The 17971-nt window shown below is 55.9% G+C and carries 9 protein-coding genes and 1 pseudogene; 9 read left to right on the forward strand and 1 reads right to left on the reverse strand.

The window, feature by feature from the left end:
- Positions 1–10 precede the first annotated feature (10 nt).
- The 6 genes from HC757_RS05320 to HC757_RS05345 all read left to right on the forward strand — a co-directional run bounded on the left by HC757_RS05320 (position 11) and on the right by HC757_RS05345 (position 13036).
- Positions 11–2314 (forward strand): PfaB family protein, encoded by a 2304-nt coding sequence (locus HC757_RS05320; protein ID WP_169563345.1) that lies wholly within the window; start codon positions 11–13, stop codon positions 2312–2314.
- Positions 2311–8217 carry a hotdog fold thioesterase gene (locus HC757_RS05325; RefSeq protein ID WP_169563255.1) on the forward strand — a complete coding sequence of 1969 codons (5907 nt, stop codon included), beginning with the start codon at positions 2311–2313 and terminating at the stop codon, positions 8215–8217. Before HC757_RS05320 ends, HC757_RS05325 begins: the two co-directional genes overlap by 4 nt.
- 83 nt (positions 8218–8300) lie before the next feature.
- Positions 8301–9938: an eicosapentaenoate synthase subunit PfaD gene (pfaD, locus tag HC757_RS05330; protein ID WP_169563256.1), complete on the forward strand. Its 1638-nt coding sequence runs from the start codon at positions 8301–8303 to the stop codon at positions 9936–9938.
- Positions 9939–10729: 791 nt separating this feature from the next.
- Positions 10730–11545, forward strand: coding sequence for a hypothetical protein (locus HC757_RS05335; protein ID WP_169563257.1), 816 nt, complete (start codon positions 10730–10732; stop codon positions 11543–11545).
- 93 nt (positions 11546–11638) lie between these two features.
- Positions 11639–12376 (forward strand): hypothetical protein, encoded by a 738-nt coding sequence (locus tag HC757_RS05340; protein WP_169563258.1) that lies wholly within the window; start codon positions 11639–11641, stop codon positions 12374–12376.
- 201 nt (positions 12377–12577) lie between these two features.
- On the forward strand, positions 12578–13036 hold the full coding sequence (locus tag HC757_RS05345; protein WP_169563259.1) for a hypothetical protein: 459 nt from the start codon (positions 12578–12580) through the stop codon (positions 13034–13036).
- A 687-nt stretch (positions 13037–13723) separates the two neighbouring features.
- Here HC757_RS05345 and HC757_RS05350 read toward each other — a convergent pair.
- Entirely contained in the window at positions 13724–14137 is a 414-nt protein-coding gene (locus HC757_RS05350) for a ZIP family metal transporter (RefSeq protein WP_211164273.1), read from the reverse strand.
- Between the two features lie 479 nt (positions 14138–14616).
- On the opposite strand from HC757_RS05350, the gene HC757_RS05355 reads away from it, so the two are divergent.
- The 3 genes and pseudogenes from HC757_RS05355 to HC757_RS05365 all read left to right on the forward strand — a co-directional run.
- Positions 14617–16518, forward strand: coding sequence for a CHRD domain-containing protein (locus HC757_RS05355; protein WP_169563260.1), 1902 nt, complete (start codon positions 14617–14619; stop codon positions 16516–16518).
- 2 nt (positions 16519–16520) lie between these two features.
- Positions 16521–17579 carry a porin family protein gene (locus HC757_RS05360; protein WP_169563261.1) on the forward strand — a complete coding sequence of 353 codons (1059 nt, stop codon included), beginning with the start codon at positions 16521–16523 and terminating at the stop codon, positions 17577–17579.
- 49 nt (positions 17580–17628) lie between these two features.
- Positions 17629–17860 (forward strand): annotated as a pseudogene (locus HC757_RS05365) (2-nitropropane dioxygenase); the annotation flags it as partial.
- Positions 17861–17971 lie beyond the last annotated feature (111 nt).

Below are 17971 nucleotides of genomic sequence, written 5' to 3' on the forward strand. Positions count from 1 at the left end.
GAGCCAAGCCATGGTTAATGGGGCAGAACCTTCAGGTCCAGACTCAGGCTCAGGTCCAAGTTCAGATATTGGGGCGCTGCGCATAGCTGTGCTGCTCGGCGACGAGGCGGATCTCCTGAGCGCATCCTCCCCCCTGGCCGGTTTGGAATGGGTGCACCTATCCCTGGAGCACCAGTCACATGAGCCGCTGACGCAACTGCTGGACAGGGCCGCCGAGCTCCTTTCCCAAGGCAAGCCGGTGGTATTATCCGCCAAGGGCGGCGACGAAAATCTGCGCCTGTACCTGCTGGATGGCTTGACCGCAGCCAAACGCCGGCTGCATGTACACTGCTACCTGGCGGGCTGGGCCTCGGGCATGGACTGTGAGTTCGAGGCCGAGGGAGAAGTTGAGGCCAGGGAAAAGATACAGGCCAGCGCCCTGGCCCGGGCCAAGCGCAGTGCCGCCCAGGCACAGCTGCACAATAGCGTCGCCAATACCCTATGGGATGAGTTCGCTGCCCTCTATCGCGCCGTCCAGGCCCTGGCCCGCCGCAGCTTGGCGCCGCTGGCGGCATTAGATGCGACTGCAACCAAGCCCTGCTACTGGTTCAGCCGCCAGCATCAGGCCAGGGTGCTCTGTCTCAACCTCAAGCGTCCCAACCTTAAACGCCTGAACCTGACAGCCAACACGGGTAACGCAGTGCAATCTGTTGTGCTGACCCAGGGCAGCAGACTGGCAGCGCCAAGGCCGCTGCTGGATGAGAGCCGTCTGTTTATCCCCCTGGGCGGCAGCAACATAGCCGAACTGCAGACTCACTTGGCCGACCTCAGTGCCTGGCTGGATGCGCTTAATTCGAAGGCAGAGGCAGAGGCCGAACCAGATACCGCAGCGAATGCCCTACAGCTTAAGTCCCAGCTACTCAAGTCATTAGTGGCCAAGAGCCTGCGGGACTATGATCCCTGGGCGCCATTGGCGCTGGTGTTGATGGCGCAGTCCGGCACGGCACTGGCACAGGAAGTCCTTGCCATGCAGGCGGCACTGGCGGCAGACGCAGTCCAATTCAAGACCCCGGCCGGCAGCTGCTTTTGCGCCCGCCCCTTGGGGGATGCCGGCCTGACCTTGGTCTATCCAGGAGTCGGCACCGTCTATGCCAACATGTTCAGCGACTTATCCGAATATTTCCCCGACTTGTACGCAATGCTCGAGCGTGAAGGCGATCTCGGCGCCATGCTGCAAGCGGCCAGTCTCTATCATGGGGATCCCGAGACGGCCGCCGCCAATACGGCGCGGATGAGCCTGAGCCAACAGGCGATCGCCGGGGTCGGCGCCAGCTATCTGTTCACTCAGCTGCTTACCCGGGAGTTCAAGCTGCGCCCCAGATTTGCCCTGGGTTACTCCATGGGCGAGGCCGCCATGTGGGCCAGCCTGGGCGTGTGGCAAGCGCCCCACCAGCTAATAGAGGCAACCGAAAACAGCAGCATCTTCAATCGCGCCATCTCGGGCGAGCTGACGGCGGTGCGCCGCGCCTGGCAATTAAGGGATGATGAGCCAATCATTTGGAACAGCTTCCTGGTGCGCGCCGATGCCGCAGGCTTGGATCAGCTGCGCGCCGCCCTGCCCGCCTTCCCCCGGGCATATCTGGCGATCACCCAGGGAGACAGCTGCGTGCTTGCAGGTTGCGAGACCAGCTGCCGGGCGCTGCTGGCGCACTTGGGCAAACGCGGCATAGCCGCCAATCGCGTCACCGCCATGCACACCCCCCCGGCCATGGCGGTTCACGGCGAGCTGCTGGACTTTTATACCCTGGCACTCAATCAAACGGCTCTTGAGCCAGAAGCACTGGAGCCAGAAGCGGCGGGCATCGACTTCATCAGCGCGGCCGAGGCCGGGCCTGTGAGCATAGACAGCCAGAGCATAGCCCGTTCGATAGCAGATACCTTCTGTGGGCCGCTGGACTTCGGCGCCCTCATCCACAGGGCCCACGACCTGGGCGCCAGGCTATTTTTGGAGGTGGGCGCCGACCGCCAGACCAGTACCCTGATTGACAAGATATTGAAACAAGACGGCTCGCGCCCGGCACTGGCGCTCGCCGGCAACGCCAAGGGCGCAGACACAGCCACCAGCCTGCTCAAGTGTCTGGCCCAGCTCATCAGCCACAGGGTGTCGCTGTCGCTCGCGCCCCTGCTGGCCGGGTTAGCCCAAGGCACCAGCCAGAGCACCAGCTCAGGCACAAGATCAGGCACCAGAGCAGACACGAGCAACTATCGGACGGCATTTTCCACCCAGAACCCGGCCGCCGCGCCCACCCCATCAGCAGAAGGAGAACCCCTTTGAGTTCTCAAGATACACCACAAGCCCAAACGGCTTCTAAAACAGCCACTAACATTGCCCCGGTACCGGCTCAAAAAATTGCGATCGTCGGCCTGGCGGCCCAGTATCCGGATGCAGATACCCCGCAGGCCTTCTGGCAGAACCTGCTGGACAAGAAAGACTCCCGCAGCCGGATAGATGCAGCCAAGCTCAAGGCAGAACCTGAGGATTACCAAGGCGTGCAGGGCCAGTCGGACAGATTCTATTGCGACAGGGGCGGCTATATCCGAGGCTTCAACTTCGATGCATCGGGTTATCGCCTGCCAGCCCCGGCCTTCGACGGCCTCGACGAGAGCTTCCTCTGGGCACTGGATTGCAGCCGCAAGGCGCTCAATGATGCCGGCGTCAGCCTGGATGATGCCGTGCTGGCGCGCACCGGCGTAGTGATGGGCACCCTGTCTTTCCCGACGGCCAGCTCCAACGAGCTGTTTCTGCCCCTGTACCACAGGACTGTGGAGAAGGCGCTGCAGACCAAGCTGGGCCGAAACGACTTTCGTCTGTGTGCATTCGATGAACCTATGCCATTTCAGCCTGGTCCCGAAGCACACAAGAGCCACAGCGCCAATGGCGCCATGGCCCATACCGCCTCCGCTCTGGTGGCCGATGCCCTGGGTTTGGGCGCGGCCCAACTGAGCCTGGATGCGGCCTGCGCCAGCTCTGTCTATGCGTTGAAGCTCGCCTGCGACTACCTGAGCACGGGCAAGGCGGATGTGATGCTGGCCGGCGCCGTCTCGGGCGCCGATCCTTTCTTCATCAACATGGGCTTCTCGATTTTTCACGCCTATCCGGATCACGGCATCTCGGCGCCCTTCGACAGCCACAGCAAGGGGCTGTTCGCCGGTGAAGGCGCCGGGGTGCTGGTACTCAAACGCCTCGAGGATGCCGAGCGCGACGGCGACAATATCTATGCCCTGGTCTCGGGCATAGGCCTGTCGAACGACGGCAAGGGCCAGTTCGTGCTGAGCCCCAACAGCAAGGGCCAAATTCAGGCCTTCGAGCGCGCCTTCGAGGCCACCAATACCGAGCCTGCCGCCATTGAAGTCATAGAGTGCCACGCCACGGGCACGCCGCTGGGAGACAAGGTGGAGCTAAGCTCGATGGAGCGCTTCTTCGAGGACAAGCTAGATGGCAGTGCCGCGCCCCTGATAGGCTCGGCCAAGTCCAACCTGGGGCACCTGCTGACCGCCGCCGGCATGCCGGGAGTCATGAAGATGATCTTCGCCATGGACTCTGGCCGCCTGCCCCCCAGCATCAACCTGGCGGCGCCCATCTCCTCGCCCAAGGGCCTGTTCGGCGCCGGCAATATCCCCACCGAGCTGCGCGCCTGGCCGGATAAGCCGGGCAACGATCGCCGCCATGCCGGGGTATCAGTGTTCGGCTTCGGCGGCTGCAACGCCCACCTCTTGCTTGAGTCCTATGCCGCGAACAAGGCAAGGGCTGCTGACAATAAAAGCGCCGCAGAGCGTGTCGAGGCTTCACAAGACCAGGACAAGCGACCTGCCCCTACGCCGCTGACCATCACCGGGGTGGCGGCTCACTTCGGCCCGCTGGCCTCGGTCAATGCCCTGAACTCTGCCATAGAGGCACGGCGTCACGCCTTCATTCCCCTGCCGCCCATGCGCTGGAAGGGCCTGGATCAACATGCGGAGATACTGGCAGGCTTCGGCCTCAAAGGCGTGCCCGATGGCGCCTACATACAAGATTTCGATTTCGACTTCCTGCGCTTCAAGGTGCCGCCCAACGAGGATGACAGGCTGATCTCCCAACAACTCTTGCTGATCAAGGTCGCCGACGAGGCCATACGCGACGCCGGGCTCACCCCGGGCGGCAAGGTGGCCGTGCTGGTCGCCATGGAAACCGAGCTGGAGCTGCATCAGTTCCGCGGCCGGGTGAACCTGCATACCCAGCTGGCCGAGAGCCTGAAGCGCCAGGGCATAGACTTGAGCCGGGATGAATATCTGGCACTGGAACAGCTCGCCATGGACAGCGTGCTCGATGCCGCCAGGCTCAATCAGTACACCAGCTTCATAGGCAACATAATGGCGTCGCGCATCGCCTCATTGTGGGACTTCAACGGCCCGGCCTTCACCATCTCCGCCGCCGAACAGTCCGTGGCCCGCTGTATCGATGTGGCCCAGAACCTGCTGTCCCGGGAGGATCTGGATGCCGTGGTGATCGCCGCGGTGGATTTGAGCGGCAGCGCCGAACAGGTGATCCTCAAGAATGGCATACTCCCGGTTGCTCTTAAACCAGGAGCCCTTGAACCAGGCTCCCTGAAGCCAGCATCCCTTAAGCCAGGGGATGCCGCGAGTCTTAACTGGAAGCCGGGCGAAGGCGCCGGTGCCCTGGTGCTGCAGAGTCGCAAAGCATCCGATGACGGCTATGGCAGGCTCCATGGCCCCGTATTTGGCCGGAGCAGCGATGCCGCGCGCCTGTGCGATACCCTCTTGAGCCAGACACATGTCGACGGCGGCTCGGTGCAGTTGCTCGAGACCAACCTCGCCCTCGAAGATATGCCTGGTGCACAGGCGAGCCTGGCCGGGATCTTGCCGGCGGTAACGGAGCGGCGCAGCGCCGCCGACATCTTAGGCCACAGCTTCGCCGCCTCCGGTATGGCGAGCCTGCTACATGCCCTGCTCAGGCTCCAGGGCGCCGCCTCGCCAGGGCAGAGACAGACAGGGACCGAGCAACATGCCCTGGTCGCCACCCTCTGCCAGGGCAAGTGCTCCCAGCTGCTGCTGGGACAGACGAGCGCCCAGCAACGCGGCTTGCAACAGCGCCTGGCACAGGACCTCACTCTGGCCGAGCAGAAACACCTGATAAAGCGGGTGACTCTGGGCGGGCGCGACATCTATCGCCACATCGTCGACAGCCCACTGCCACAGTTGGCATCGATACAGGCAAAGGCAATAGAGGTGAGCGCCATGCAGTCAAGCAGTATAGAGACGAGAGCCCAGGCAGTCGTGACCCCTGCATCCCTGCCTGCTCCCCAAACAAGCATTAACATGAGTACTCAAATGAATGATCCCGCCGGCGCCGCCTTACTGCACAACCAGCAACTTGCCCGGGAGGCCCATGGTGCCTTCCTCGAGAGCCGTGCCGCAGGCCTGAGGCTCGCCGATGCGCTGCTCAAGGCGCAGCTGGCGACAGAGTCGGGCCAGACCCAGCCCCAAACACAAGCACAGGCACGGCAGCCAGTGCCCAAGCTGCAAACGCCCGTGCAGCAGCAAGCCCAAGTGCAACAGTTGCAAACGCCTGTGCAACAAGCGCCGGAAAACAAGCCCTGCATCTGGAACTACCAAGATCTGGTGGAATACGCCGAAGGCGACATCGCCAAGGTATTCGGCCCGGACTACGCCATAATCGACGGCTACAGGCGCAGGGTTCGACTGCCGACCACAGACTATCTGCTGGTGTCGCGGGTGACCAAGCTGGACGCGACCATCAACCAGTATCGCCCCTGCACCATGACCACAGAGTACGATATCCCGGTCGATGCGCCTTATCTGGTGGACGGCCAGATCCCCTGGGCTGTGGCGGTGGAGTCGGGCCAGTGCGATCTCATGCTGATCAGCTACTTAGGCATTGATTTCGAGAACAAGGGCGAGCGCGTCTATCGCCTGCTCGACTGCACTCTCACCTTCCTGGGTGACTTGCCCCGCGGCGGCGACACCCTGAGATACGACATCAGCATCAACCACTTCGCCCGCAACGGCGATACCCTGCTGTTCTTCTTCTCCTACGAGTGCTTCGTCGGCGACAAGCTAATACTCAAGATGGACGGCGGCTGCGCCGGTTTCTTCACCGACCAGGAACTGGCGGACGGCAAGGGCGTTATCCGCACCGAGGCGGAGATCAGGGAGCGCGAGCTGGCCATGCAGTCTCTTAACAATGCGGGTCGGGCCCAGGGCAATGCAGGCAAGCCGCGCTTCGCGCCGCTGCTTAACTGCCCACAGACGAGCTTCGACTATGGCCGGATCCACCGCCTGCTAAGCGCCGATATCGGCGGCTGCTTTGGCGGTGCCCATGCGGCGCATCAGGCGGAGCATGGCATGCAGCCATCCTTGTGTTTCGCCTCGGAAAAGTTTTTGATGATCGAAGCCGTCAGCAATCTTGAGGTGAACGGCGGCGCCTGGGGCCTTGGCTATCTCGAGGGCCATAAGCGCCTCGAACCGGATCACTGGTATTTCCCCTGTCACTTCAAGGGCGATCAGGTGATGGCCGGCTCCCTGATGGCCGAAGGCTGTGGCCAGTTGCTGCAATTTTTCATGCTTCACTTAGGCATGCATACAAGCGGGGGCATGCATCTCGGGGGACAGAACGGGCGTTTCCAGCCCCTTGAAAATGCCGCCCAGAAGGTCCGCTGTCGCGGCCAGGTGTTGCCTCAATCCGCTACCCTAACCTACCGCATGGAAGTCACAGAAATCGGCATGAGCCCACGCCCCTACGCCAAGGCCAATATCGACATACTGCTCGATGGCAAGGTAGTAGTGGACTTCCAGAACCTGGGGGTGATGATAAAGGAAGAGGCCGAGTGCACTCGCTACGGCGATGGCAGCACGGCACGCCAGCAGCCGGCGCCAACGCTACTGAATGCAGGCGAACGTGCGCCGCTGATGGCTCAAGTCCCTGATTGGGAGGCGCCCACCAACAAGGGCGTGGTGCCGCTCAAGCATGTGCCCGCCCCTGTGGCGGCGCCGGGCTCCAGGTTCGCCAACCGCACTCCGGACACCCTGCCGTTCACGCCCTATCACATGTTCGAGTTCGCCACCGGCGACATAGAGAACTGCTTCGGGCCGGATTTTGCCATCTACCGTGGCCTCATACCGCCGCGCACCCCCTGCGGCGATCTGCAGCTGACCACAAGGGTTGTTGCCATCGAGGGCAAGCGCGGCGAGCTGAAACAGCCCGCGAGCTGCATAGCCGAATACGAAGTGCCTGCAGATGCCTGGTATTATCGAGGCAACAGCCATCCGAGCCTGATGCCCTACTCTGTGCTGATGGAGATCTCATTGCAGCCCAACGGCTTCATCTCGGGTTACATGGGCACCACTTTGGGCTTCCCCGGCCAGGAGCTGTTCTTCCGCAACCTAGACGGCAAGGGTGAGCTGCTGCGCCATGTCGACCTGCGCGGCAAGACAATAGTCAACGACTCGCGGCTGCTGTCGACAGTGATCGCCGGCAGCAACATCATCCAGAACTTCAGCTTCGAGCTGAGCTGTGATGGCGAGCCCTTCTATCGCGGCACAGCCGTGTTCGGCTACTTCAAGGGCGAGGCGCTGCAGAACCAGCTGGGGATAGACAATGGCAAAATTACCCAGCCTTGGCACAGGGAAAACGCCATAGCGCCGGACCTGGTCCTGGATCTGCTCGACAAGCAAGGCCGCAGCTTCAGGGCGCCGCCCGGCAAGCCCCACTATCGCCTGGCGGGCGGCCGGCTCAACTTCATCGACAGGGCCGAGATAGTCACCCAGGGCGGCAAGGCGGGCTTGGGCTACCTGTACGCCGAGCGCTGCATAGATCCCAGCGACTGGTTCTTCCAGTTCCACTTCCACCAGGATCCCGTGATGCCGGGGTCCCTCGGGGTCGAGGCCATCATCGAGCTGCTGCAGAGCCATGCCATAGCAGAGGATCTCGGCGCCGATTTCAGCAACCCCAAATTCGGCCAGATCTTGTCCGACATCCAGTGGAAGTACCGCGGCCAGATCAGCCCCTTAAACAAGCAGATGTCGCTGGATGTGCATATCACCCGCATAGAAGACATAGACGGCAGGCGCATCATCACAGGTGACGCCAACCTGAGCAAAGACGGTCTGAGGATCTATGAAGTGAAAAACATCGCCATCTGCATCGAAGAGGCCGAATGAACCTATGACACAGGCCGGATGGCAGCGTTAACCAAACAGATAAAAGCAAACAAGAATACAACGAATAAGAGAAACAGAAGCAGATGAACCAAATTATCAATGACGAGAGACTCAGCCCCTGGCCTTGGCAGGTAAAGGAAGCCGACATCAGCTTCGATACCGATAGTCTCGCCAGGAAGCTCAAGGACCTGAGCCAGGCCTGCTTCCTGGTCAGCCACAGTGAAAAAGGTTTGGGCATAGCCCAACATGCCGAGGTGGTCGGCATGCAGGCCGCTAACTCTGGCATGAACCCGAGCCTGCATCCTGTCAGCGCCTTCGCCCCGGCGCTTGGCACCCAGAGCCTGGGCGACAGCAATTTCCGCCGGGTTCACGGGGTGAAATACGCCTACTACGCCGGCGCCATGGCCAACGGCATAGCCTCCGAAGAGCTGGTGATAGCGCTCGGTCAGGCGGGCATTTTGTGCTCCTTCGGCGCCGCCGGCCTCATCCCCTCCCGGGTCGAGGCCGCCATCGAGCGCATACAGCAGGCATTGCCGAATGGCCCCTACGCCTTCAACCTCATCCACAGCCCAAGCGAACCTGCGCTGGAGCGCGGCAGCGTCGAGCTGTTTTTGAAGCACAAGGTGCACACAGTTGAGGCCTCGGCCTTCCTGGGTCTGACACCGCAGATAGTCTATTACCGCGCCGCCGGCCTCAGCCGTGACGAGCATGGTGAAGTCCTGATAGCCAACAAGGTGATCGCCAAGGTGAGCCGCACCGAGGTGGCCACCAAGTTCATGGAACCAGCGCCGCTTAAGATCCTCCAGCAGCTGCATGGTGAGGGCCTCATCAGCGAGGAGCAGATGGCGCTGGCGCAATTGGTGCCCATGGCCGACGACATCACAGCCGAGGCCGACTCAGGCGGTCACACCGACAACCGCCCGCTGGTGACCCTGCTGCCAACCATGTTGGCGCTCAGGGACGAGATCCAGGCCAGATACCAATACAAGACCCCCATACGCGTCGGTGCCGGCGGCGGTGTCGGCACCCCGGATGCGGCGCTCGCCACCTTCAACATGGGCGCGGCCTACATAGTCACAGGCTCAATCAACCAGGCCTGTATCGAGGCAGGTGCCAGCGAGCACACCCGCAAGCTGCTGGCCACCACTGAGATGGCCGATGTCACCATGGCCCCGGCCGCCGACATGTTCGAGATGGGGGTGAAGTTACAGGTGGTCAAGCGCGGCACCCTGTTCCCGATGCGCGCCAACAAGCTGTATGAAATCTACAGCCGTTACGACAGCATAGAGGCGATTCCGGCAGAGGAACGCAAGAAGCTGGAGGAGCAAGTGTTCCGCGCGCCGCTCACCGACATCTGGGCCGGCACTGTGGCCCACTTCAACGAGCGGGATCCCAAGCAGATAGAAAGAGCGCTGGATAACCCCAAGCGCAAGATGGCGCTGATCTTCCGCTGGTATCTGGGGCTGTCGAGCCGCTGGTCGAACACGGGGGAAGCCGGGCGTGAGATGGATTATCAGATCTGGGCAGGCCCGGCACTCGGTGCCTTCAACGCCTGGGCCAAGGGCAGCTATCTGGATGATTACCGCGCGCGCAGCGCGGTGGATCTCGCCAAGCACCTGATGACAGGCGCCGCCTACCAGGCACGCATCAATCTCCTGCTGTCACAGGGCGCCAGCATTCCCGTGGCACTGCAGAGATGGAAACCCCTCGGTCGCTGTTGAGCATCCGTTTGGTTCACAAAGGCGCTGCGGCGCCTTTTTCAATGTTTTTTTTGCAATCTTGGTATGAAGTCTGTGTGGGGCTATAGGCTGTTTTGGTAGGCATCTGTTCATTGAAACACATCGGCTTTAGCACCAAACGATGCAGCTACTGCTGCGAGACGCCGTAGATCCTTCCCTGGAGGCTCAACCAAAACCTCCCTGTTTTTGATGACCGCAGCCGCACCTGTGCCAGGGATCCTGTTTCTTCGGGCCGTTAATGGGCCTATTGTGGCGCGCATCTGCTCATTGAGAAAAACAGGCTTTATTGCCAAACGGTGCAGCTACTGCTGCGAGACGCCGTAAATCCTTCCCTGGAGGCTCAACCAAAACCTCCCTGTTTTGGATGCCCGCAGCCGCAGCGGCACCTGTGCCAGGGATCCCGTTTCTTCGAACCAGTAAGTGTTCATGACATGCTGATTATCTTGAATAACAATCAGAATACCAGTAAGTTAACAAGGCTTTACCTCTACAGCCCGTATTGGCAGGTACTGAATTAACAGGCGCGGATGCGCTTGATAGCACGCATGTACGCTTTGCTGGAAAAGTTATCCAGCCAATATGTTGTAAGAAAATGAGATTAAAAGGGAAACCAGCGCACACTTTGCACTGGCTTGAGGGCGAAAACGTGCCGCCAAGGCAACGGAATGAACTGTTTCATTCCGTTAGTTGAAGCCGAAAGGCCTCCGGCCTGCTACGCGGAGAAAAGCGCGCATCCGCGTTATACAAATGTTATGTGATGCATGGAGGTTTAATTGAAGTTACACGATAGGCTTCTTGTTGCTGCGTTTATTGCAAGTTTAGTCGTGGTTGTAGTCTTTGAGCTCATAGCCAAGGACTGGCCAGAATGGTTTCATGGTGGAAATGAAATCGCTTCGATCTTGGTAAGCTTGTCTCTTTCTTGTGCCGCAGGTTGCATAATTTACTATATCTCTGCGTATATACCGACAAAACAAGAAGAGAAAAAGAGAGTCGAAGATCAGATTAAAATTGACGAAATAACCTCTATTAGGCTTAAAAAGATACTTGATAGCTTTTCGAGGATATTAATAGTCGCCCACAATAGTTTACCTTCTTACCAAGAAATTATGGTGCTACCAATATCTGAAGAAAAATTCACCAATCTAACGTCTAATGTCAAGCCTTCTGATGCAGCTGTAATAGGTAAGCCGTCAAAGATAAGCGGGAATTCGGCTAGGCCAACAATGTCTATAGCTGAATTTATATCGGAAGAAATTGAAAGCATAAAGATAGAATCTGAGAAGATTCTAAGGCTGGAAAAATATATTTCTTCCGATTTAATAAAAATGCTTTCTGATCTAGAGGATGTTCCAATTATCAACAATTGGAAAGTCTTAATTGATGATAAGCCAATGCTTATCAATGGAGTCGAGTACGTTTCTCCGAGTGGACCGATTTCAAATTATTTCACCTACTTTAAAGCTCTCGATGATGTCTACAAGAGTTTTCAGAAATATATGTATCAATATAGCAGCACTAATTCTGGTCGCCAATATTGCATCGAATTGGACAATTACCATAAGGCTAGTTGTGAGCAAAAAATCACATAACAAGGCCAGTCAAGGCGACGTCTTTTCCGTTGCGGCTTTGCCTTCACTTCAAAGCCGCGCTTGCTGGCGGCGTTATTCATAGAAAGGAATCATATGGGTTCAATTAAAGAATACATGTTTGATCTTCAAGAAGAAGAGATGACTCAATGGATTAGGGAGCACCTCGATGATGATGAGGCTGATGAAGAAACTCCCGGATGGGATGATTTAACCCAAGAATGGTCATTTATGCAGGAAAGCCTCCAAGAGGAGCACGAATATATTCAGTGGTACACTTCACATTCATACTCTGAATTACATCGGTCTTTTCAGTTTCAAATACATAATCTGCGTGATTTAACAGATTTACAGGTGGCAGTTTCGCACGAAGAAACATTTTACAAAATGGCTTACGCTCATGCCGTTACTTTGATGGAGTCGTTTTTGGCAGATTCCATAAGGTCTTTGATAATATCTGACGATAAATATTTCCAAAATGCTATAACCAAAGTCGAGGACCTAAAGGATATCAAATACACTCTCAAAGATATTGCTAAGCAGCCAGACGGGGCTAGAGGCTTTGCTATCAAAGAATTGTCAGGTGTTATGTATCATAATATTCCTAAAGTTCGTGAAATTCTTAAATCAATTCTTGGTCAATCTATATCCATTGATATATCTGATGTCTGTAAAATAACTACTCTCAGGCACGATATAGTGCATCGAGATGGTAAGACTACAGATGGAAATCTTATAAAGGTTGACAAAGATATTGCATTAGAAGCCATTGATGCAGTTGAAGTTTTTGTAGAGAAGGTTGCATCGGAAATCAATCGAGTTACAAATGTATAACAAGGTACTGCTACGGAAAAGTACTGCTACGGAAAAGTACTGCTACGGAAAATTTACTCGCTGCCGCTCCTAAATTTCCGTAGAGCACGGCGTTTGATGTTCAACAAACAGTGTGGCTCTGGTTTTGCTAATCCACGAGAAAACACGGAGGCCGACACTTGCATAAGGAATCATTATGTCTATAACTACAAGGAAGCATAGGTGATGAATACATATGATAAACGATTACTTTCTGCTGATATGCTAGAAGAGGCAATCTTAAAATTTAAAGTTTCAGAGACTGATTTAGATTATATCCAATGTATTCTGCTTGCAGGAGCTTCCATCGGTATCACCACTCCATTACTTTCTGAGGCACAAAAGAAAACTTCACATGAAAATTCTGCTGAGACAGCCATTAAATTTAGAGAATACTCTCTCGGTTGTACACTTAATGAAACTGAGCGGAAGGAAGTATTCAGTGGGAATTTGAAGTTTAATAAACAAACATACAACTCACTAAAACACACTGGTAAAGGTAAAAAGTTAGCCGCTTCGGACGACTTAGAAATTAAAGCTGACTTCCGTGAAGAAGCTGAAGAGTTACTTTGGGCTGCAATTGAAGACTTTAAAAACTTACCTGTCTCGCCAGAGTTCTTAATTGAGAATGGTAAAAATTAATTTAGGTTGTTAATCGGTCAAATTGATCCACTAGGTACGATTCCAGAAATGTATTGCCGTCCAAGAAGTACGGTGTGAAAGTAGTTATAACAAGTGACTGTGATGGCCATGGGAAAGGGACATTTCTGCTGAGTCCCCAGGGAAGGGGCAAAGTTCCAACACCCATGTATTTGGTGGTCCATAGTGGAAAAATACTGGCCGATGCTCAGGGACAGGCGCGGCGGTGACCGTCCGTGACAGGGATGTCACGGCCGAGCTTACACGGAGGTACTTGCAGCGTGTCACCTGAGTGCTTGTCCCTGTTGGCAGCTTCGAAAATTTCAATCCACGCTTTTGGACACTAGCAGAGTTCGGCCACCCATGTATTTGGTGGTCCATGGTGGAAAATACTGGCTGATGCTCAGGGACAGGCGCGGCGGTGACCGTCCGTAACAGGGCCGCTTTCTGACATCCATGTCATCACGACATTCGACCATCCCTGGTCAGCAGATGTCACGGCCGAGCTTACAAGGAGGTACTTGCAGCGTGTCATCTGAGTGCTTGTCCCTGTTTGCAGCTTCGAAAATTTCAACTCACGCTTTTGGACACTGACTCCCTCAGACGCTTTCCACCCAGTGTCCGCTATCCCAAATTTGTGCGTCTGCCAGCCCGACACAAACTCACCACTAACTCGCTACTAGCCCGCCACTAACTCGCCACTATCAGGGTCTTGCTGAACAGGGCCAGGCAGAAGCCCAGCACTGCGCCGAGGGGCGGTGCCCAGTGGTTCTCCAGCCGTGATTGGGGGACGATGTCCTGAAAGATCAGATACAGAATTCCGCCGGAGGCAAACAACATGATAGCGCCCAGGATGGCCTTGTGGTCCGACAGCAGATAATAGCCACTGAGCCCAGCGATGGGGCCGAGGATCACCAGGCTCCCCATCACCAGCAGTGTCTTGCCGGCATTGTGATTCAGCGCCTTAAGCTCACGATAACAGTTGAAGCCCTCGGGCACCAACACCACAGCAACCGCCCCCAGCAGTACCCAGCCCCGTGGCACTTCAGAGATGGAAGCCCTTCGGCCGGTTCTGAACGACTGAGCCGAGCGACCTTTATTCACTACCGCCGCATGCTGGCATGCCAGCCCCATCCCTTGACAGCAGTCAAGAAACGCCCACCAAGGTCACTGCTACAGAGCGCACAGCCTTTGTAGCATAAGCGTTCGGCGGGAATTCTGACTGGCCTGACTTCCCTCGATCTTTCCTAATACACTCCCTCATGACCCACAGCAGCCGAAACTGCCAAAGGAGAGATCAACTTGCTGGATATATTGAAATTAAATCCATAATTGGTAATCACTCAGGCGGCAAACTATGCTTTTGTAACCAGTAATGAAAGACACTACTCAGCCGAGGCAAGCCGTTGTACCTGCATGATGAGTATTGGGATCTTGCTGCGACCACTCAGGTGAAATACAAGCTGGCGCAATAGATATTATTCATTTCCTGATGGATCAAAGTCCGTTCATTTGATGCATTGATATTGAGTCGGGTACGTTTGAGCAATGAGATAGGAGAATGTCAAATGAGTACACATAAAGTGTGGCTGCTCATAGCCACGATAATATTCGCATTACCCCTTGCCGGCTGTTTTGACAGTAACAACACGCGCAGAGTAATTTCCCCGCCGCCACCTCCTCCGCCAAACACGACCACGATAACCGCATCACTTGATTCAGACCAAGTCATCACAGGAGGCGCCGCAACTGGCAGCGCCAATGCCACCTTTACACTGAATCTGGATACCAATGCCCTCAGCGGCACTGTGACCCTTACCGATATTACCGCCGATACAGTAACCTTAAACCAGGGATATGCCGGTGAGGTGGGTGAGCTGTTAGCGACCTTACAGTCAGACAGCAGCAGCCAGTGGTCAATTCCCTCCGGCACCGTTCTGAGCGCTGAAAATTTAGCGCTGCTCAATAGTGGTGGCCTTTACCTCCAAGTCGACAATGCTGCCAGCGGGGCACTAAGGGGGCAGATTTTAGTAGGTAATATCCAACTGATACTCACCAACTTATCAGGGAGTCAGGAGGTACCAGCTGTCGTATCCTCAGGCAGCGCCAAGGGTGCCATTACACTGGATCCCGATAGCGGTGCCATAATTGTACATCTGAATGCTGTAGGGCTGGACGATGCGACCTCAAGCCATGTGCATCAGGCTCTGGCCGGCGTCAGTGGCGGCGTAATCTTCGCACTCTCACAAGATACCGCGGCGCTTGGCCATTGGTCTGCGACTGATGTGACACTGGATAGCGAACAATTGGCCAACCTTAATAAAGGGGCTTATTATCTGAATCTGCATACCCCAGCCAATCCTGGCGGTGAAGTACGAGGCCAGATCCAGCCAGAGGGTATCGAAGTTTTCTTTACCAACCTCTCTGGGGCAGACGTGGTCCCTCCCGTGGTAACGGCAAATTCCGGCATAACAGCGACCACAGTCCAGATTGCCAGTCAGCTAGTGGATATACATGTCAACCTTCAGGGTCTGGACGATGCCACAAGTGTCACGGTAAATCAGGCTCCCGTCGGACAAAATGGGCCGGCAATCTTCAGCCTGGTTCAGGACAGCAGCAACTTGGCTCACTGGTCTTTGGATAATCAGGCCACGACCTCTGGCCAATACACTGCATTTGTCAATCAGGGGCTGTATGTCACGGCCACAAGCCCATTAAATCCCGCCGGTGAGGTTCGGGGACAACTGGAACCCGAGATATCATCTCCCGGTAGCGGCGCCGTCTTCGTCGTCAGTGCAATAACACCCGCTAATGGCGCGACCATTGCGGCCTTGCCCGCAAGCATAGATGTCACCTTTAATAGACCGCTATTGGCCAGCACAGTTTCCTTGGCCCGTATCGAACTTCTGGCCAGTGGAGGCGATGGCAGCTTCAATGATGGCAATGAGATCACTCTGACACCGGCCAATGCAGTTGTCGCTGGGGCATCGCTCAACATTGACCTCAGTGGGGTACTTAATGCAGATGATGTCTATCGGCTCACCCTGGATGGCTCGAGTGCGACCCCACTCACAGACACAGCAGGCATTGTTCTCGATGGTGATGCCGACAACAACGCAGGTGGCGATTTTGTCTCCACCTTCACCGTCAGCACACCAGCCGTCATTGTCACCCTGACGTCACTGCAAACCGAGATATTCACCCCTAGCTGTGCTTTATCCGGCTGTCATGCCGGAGCCAGCCCACAGCAAGGCATGAATCTCTCCGCCGGTCAAACCTATAGCAACATAGTTGGAGTCATGAGCAATGAGGTCAACTCGTTGAACCGGGTGACCGCCGGTGATCCGGATAACAGTTATTTGGTGCAGAAAGTTGAAGGCACTGCCAGCGTTGGCGGCCGTATGCCCCTGGGTGGCCCAGCTCTCAGCAACGAACAAATTCAGAAGATCCGCCAATGGATTATCGATGGCGCCAAGGATGACTAAATATGAAATATCTATTGATTGCTGCACTCTTACTATTTGTACCTTGGGTATTTGCTGAACCTTATCTCGCGGTACAGACCGGGTTTACCTGTAGCATGTGTCACACCAATCCCTCCGGAGGCGGGAAACGGACCGAGTTTGGCAATCAATATGCTCAACAACTACTGCCGGCCCAGCCGTTAGCGTCGCAGAAATCAGTGTGGTCGGGTAATGTGACAGATCATCTGAGTATTGGCGGCAATGCCCGACTGGCTGGGCGTCAACTCGATTTAGAAGACAGAGATGACAACCTGGATTTTGACGTCCGACGGGTCACCTTGTATCTCAATGCCAACCTAACGGAAGAGATCAGCTTATATATAGATCAACGAGTCGCTCCTGGAGGAGCGGAGAATCGTGAAGTCTGGGCGAAATTCAACTGGGGTAACTGGTATGGCAAAGCCGGTAGGCTATTTCTTCCTTTTGGTTGGCGAATAGAAGATGATTCGGCGTTTGTGCGTGAAGTAACCGGCATCAATTTTAATGCCGGTGATACAGGAGTTGAAGTCGGCTACGCTCTGGGACGATTCAATTGGCAACTCGCAGCGACAAATGGCAATGGCGGCGCAAGCGAAGTTGATGATGACAAGCTCTTCAGTACCCGAGCCGAGTGGGTGGAACCAAGTTGGCGAGCCGGACTGAGTGCACTCAACAATAAGACCAAATTTGGCGAACGCTCTATCTACGGCCTGTTTGCCGGGCTTAAAACCGGACGGATAAACTGGTTGCTAGAATATGATCACATTGAAGATAACGGCTTCAGCATTCAAGATCTGAACCAGGATGTCGCCTTAATCGAAGCGAACATACTGCTGCGACAGGGACATCATCTAAAACTGACGTTTGAAGCACTGACAGCGGATAAGGATACTAAAGACAGATTCCGGGGAAGTATTGTTTATGAGTATTTCCCTTGGGCATTTTCTCAGTTTAGGGCGGGGTTTAGAAAGAGAGACAGTGACGATGATGCTGCAGCCCTCAACAGTCGGGAAACATTTGTTGAAATACATGTGTTTTTCTAGCTTGAATCGCATGCGGGTCTAACTTAGACCCGCTTCTTCTCCAACGCCGCAACAAGTACCCATGGCCGACGACATCACCGCCGAGGCCGGATCAGGCGGTCACACGGACAACCACCCCTGCTGCCCACCATGTTGGCGCACGGGGATGAGATCCAGGCCAAGTACCAATACAAGCCCCCATTCACATAGGCACAGGTGGCGTCGGCACCCCGGGTGCGGCACTCGGCGCCTTTAACGCTTGGGCCAAGGGCCGTTATCTGGACGAATACCATGACGCCTGTCCATAGCCACTCGGAGCGGCTTTCTGTTCTGAGCGGCTATCTACCCGGAGCGGCTATCTGTTCTGAGCGACTTACTGTTATAATGTGCGCTCTGCTGTCGGCGTCGACAGC

It is taken from the genome of Shewanella salipaludis (assembly GCF_012911865.1).
Taxonomy (GTDB): Bacteria; Pseudomonadota; Gammaproteobacteria; order Enterobacterales; family Shewanellaceae; genus Shewanella; species Shewanella salipaludis.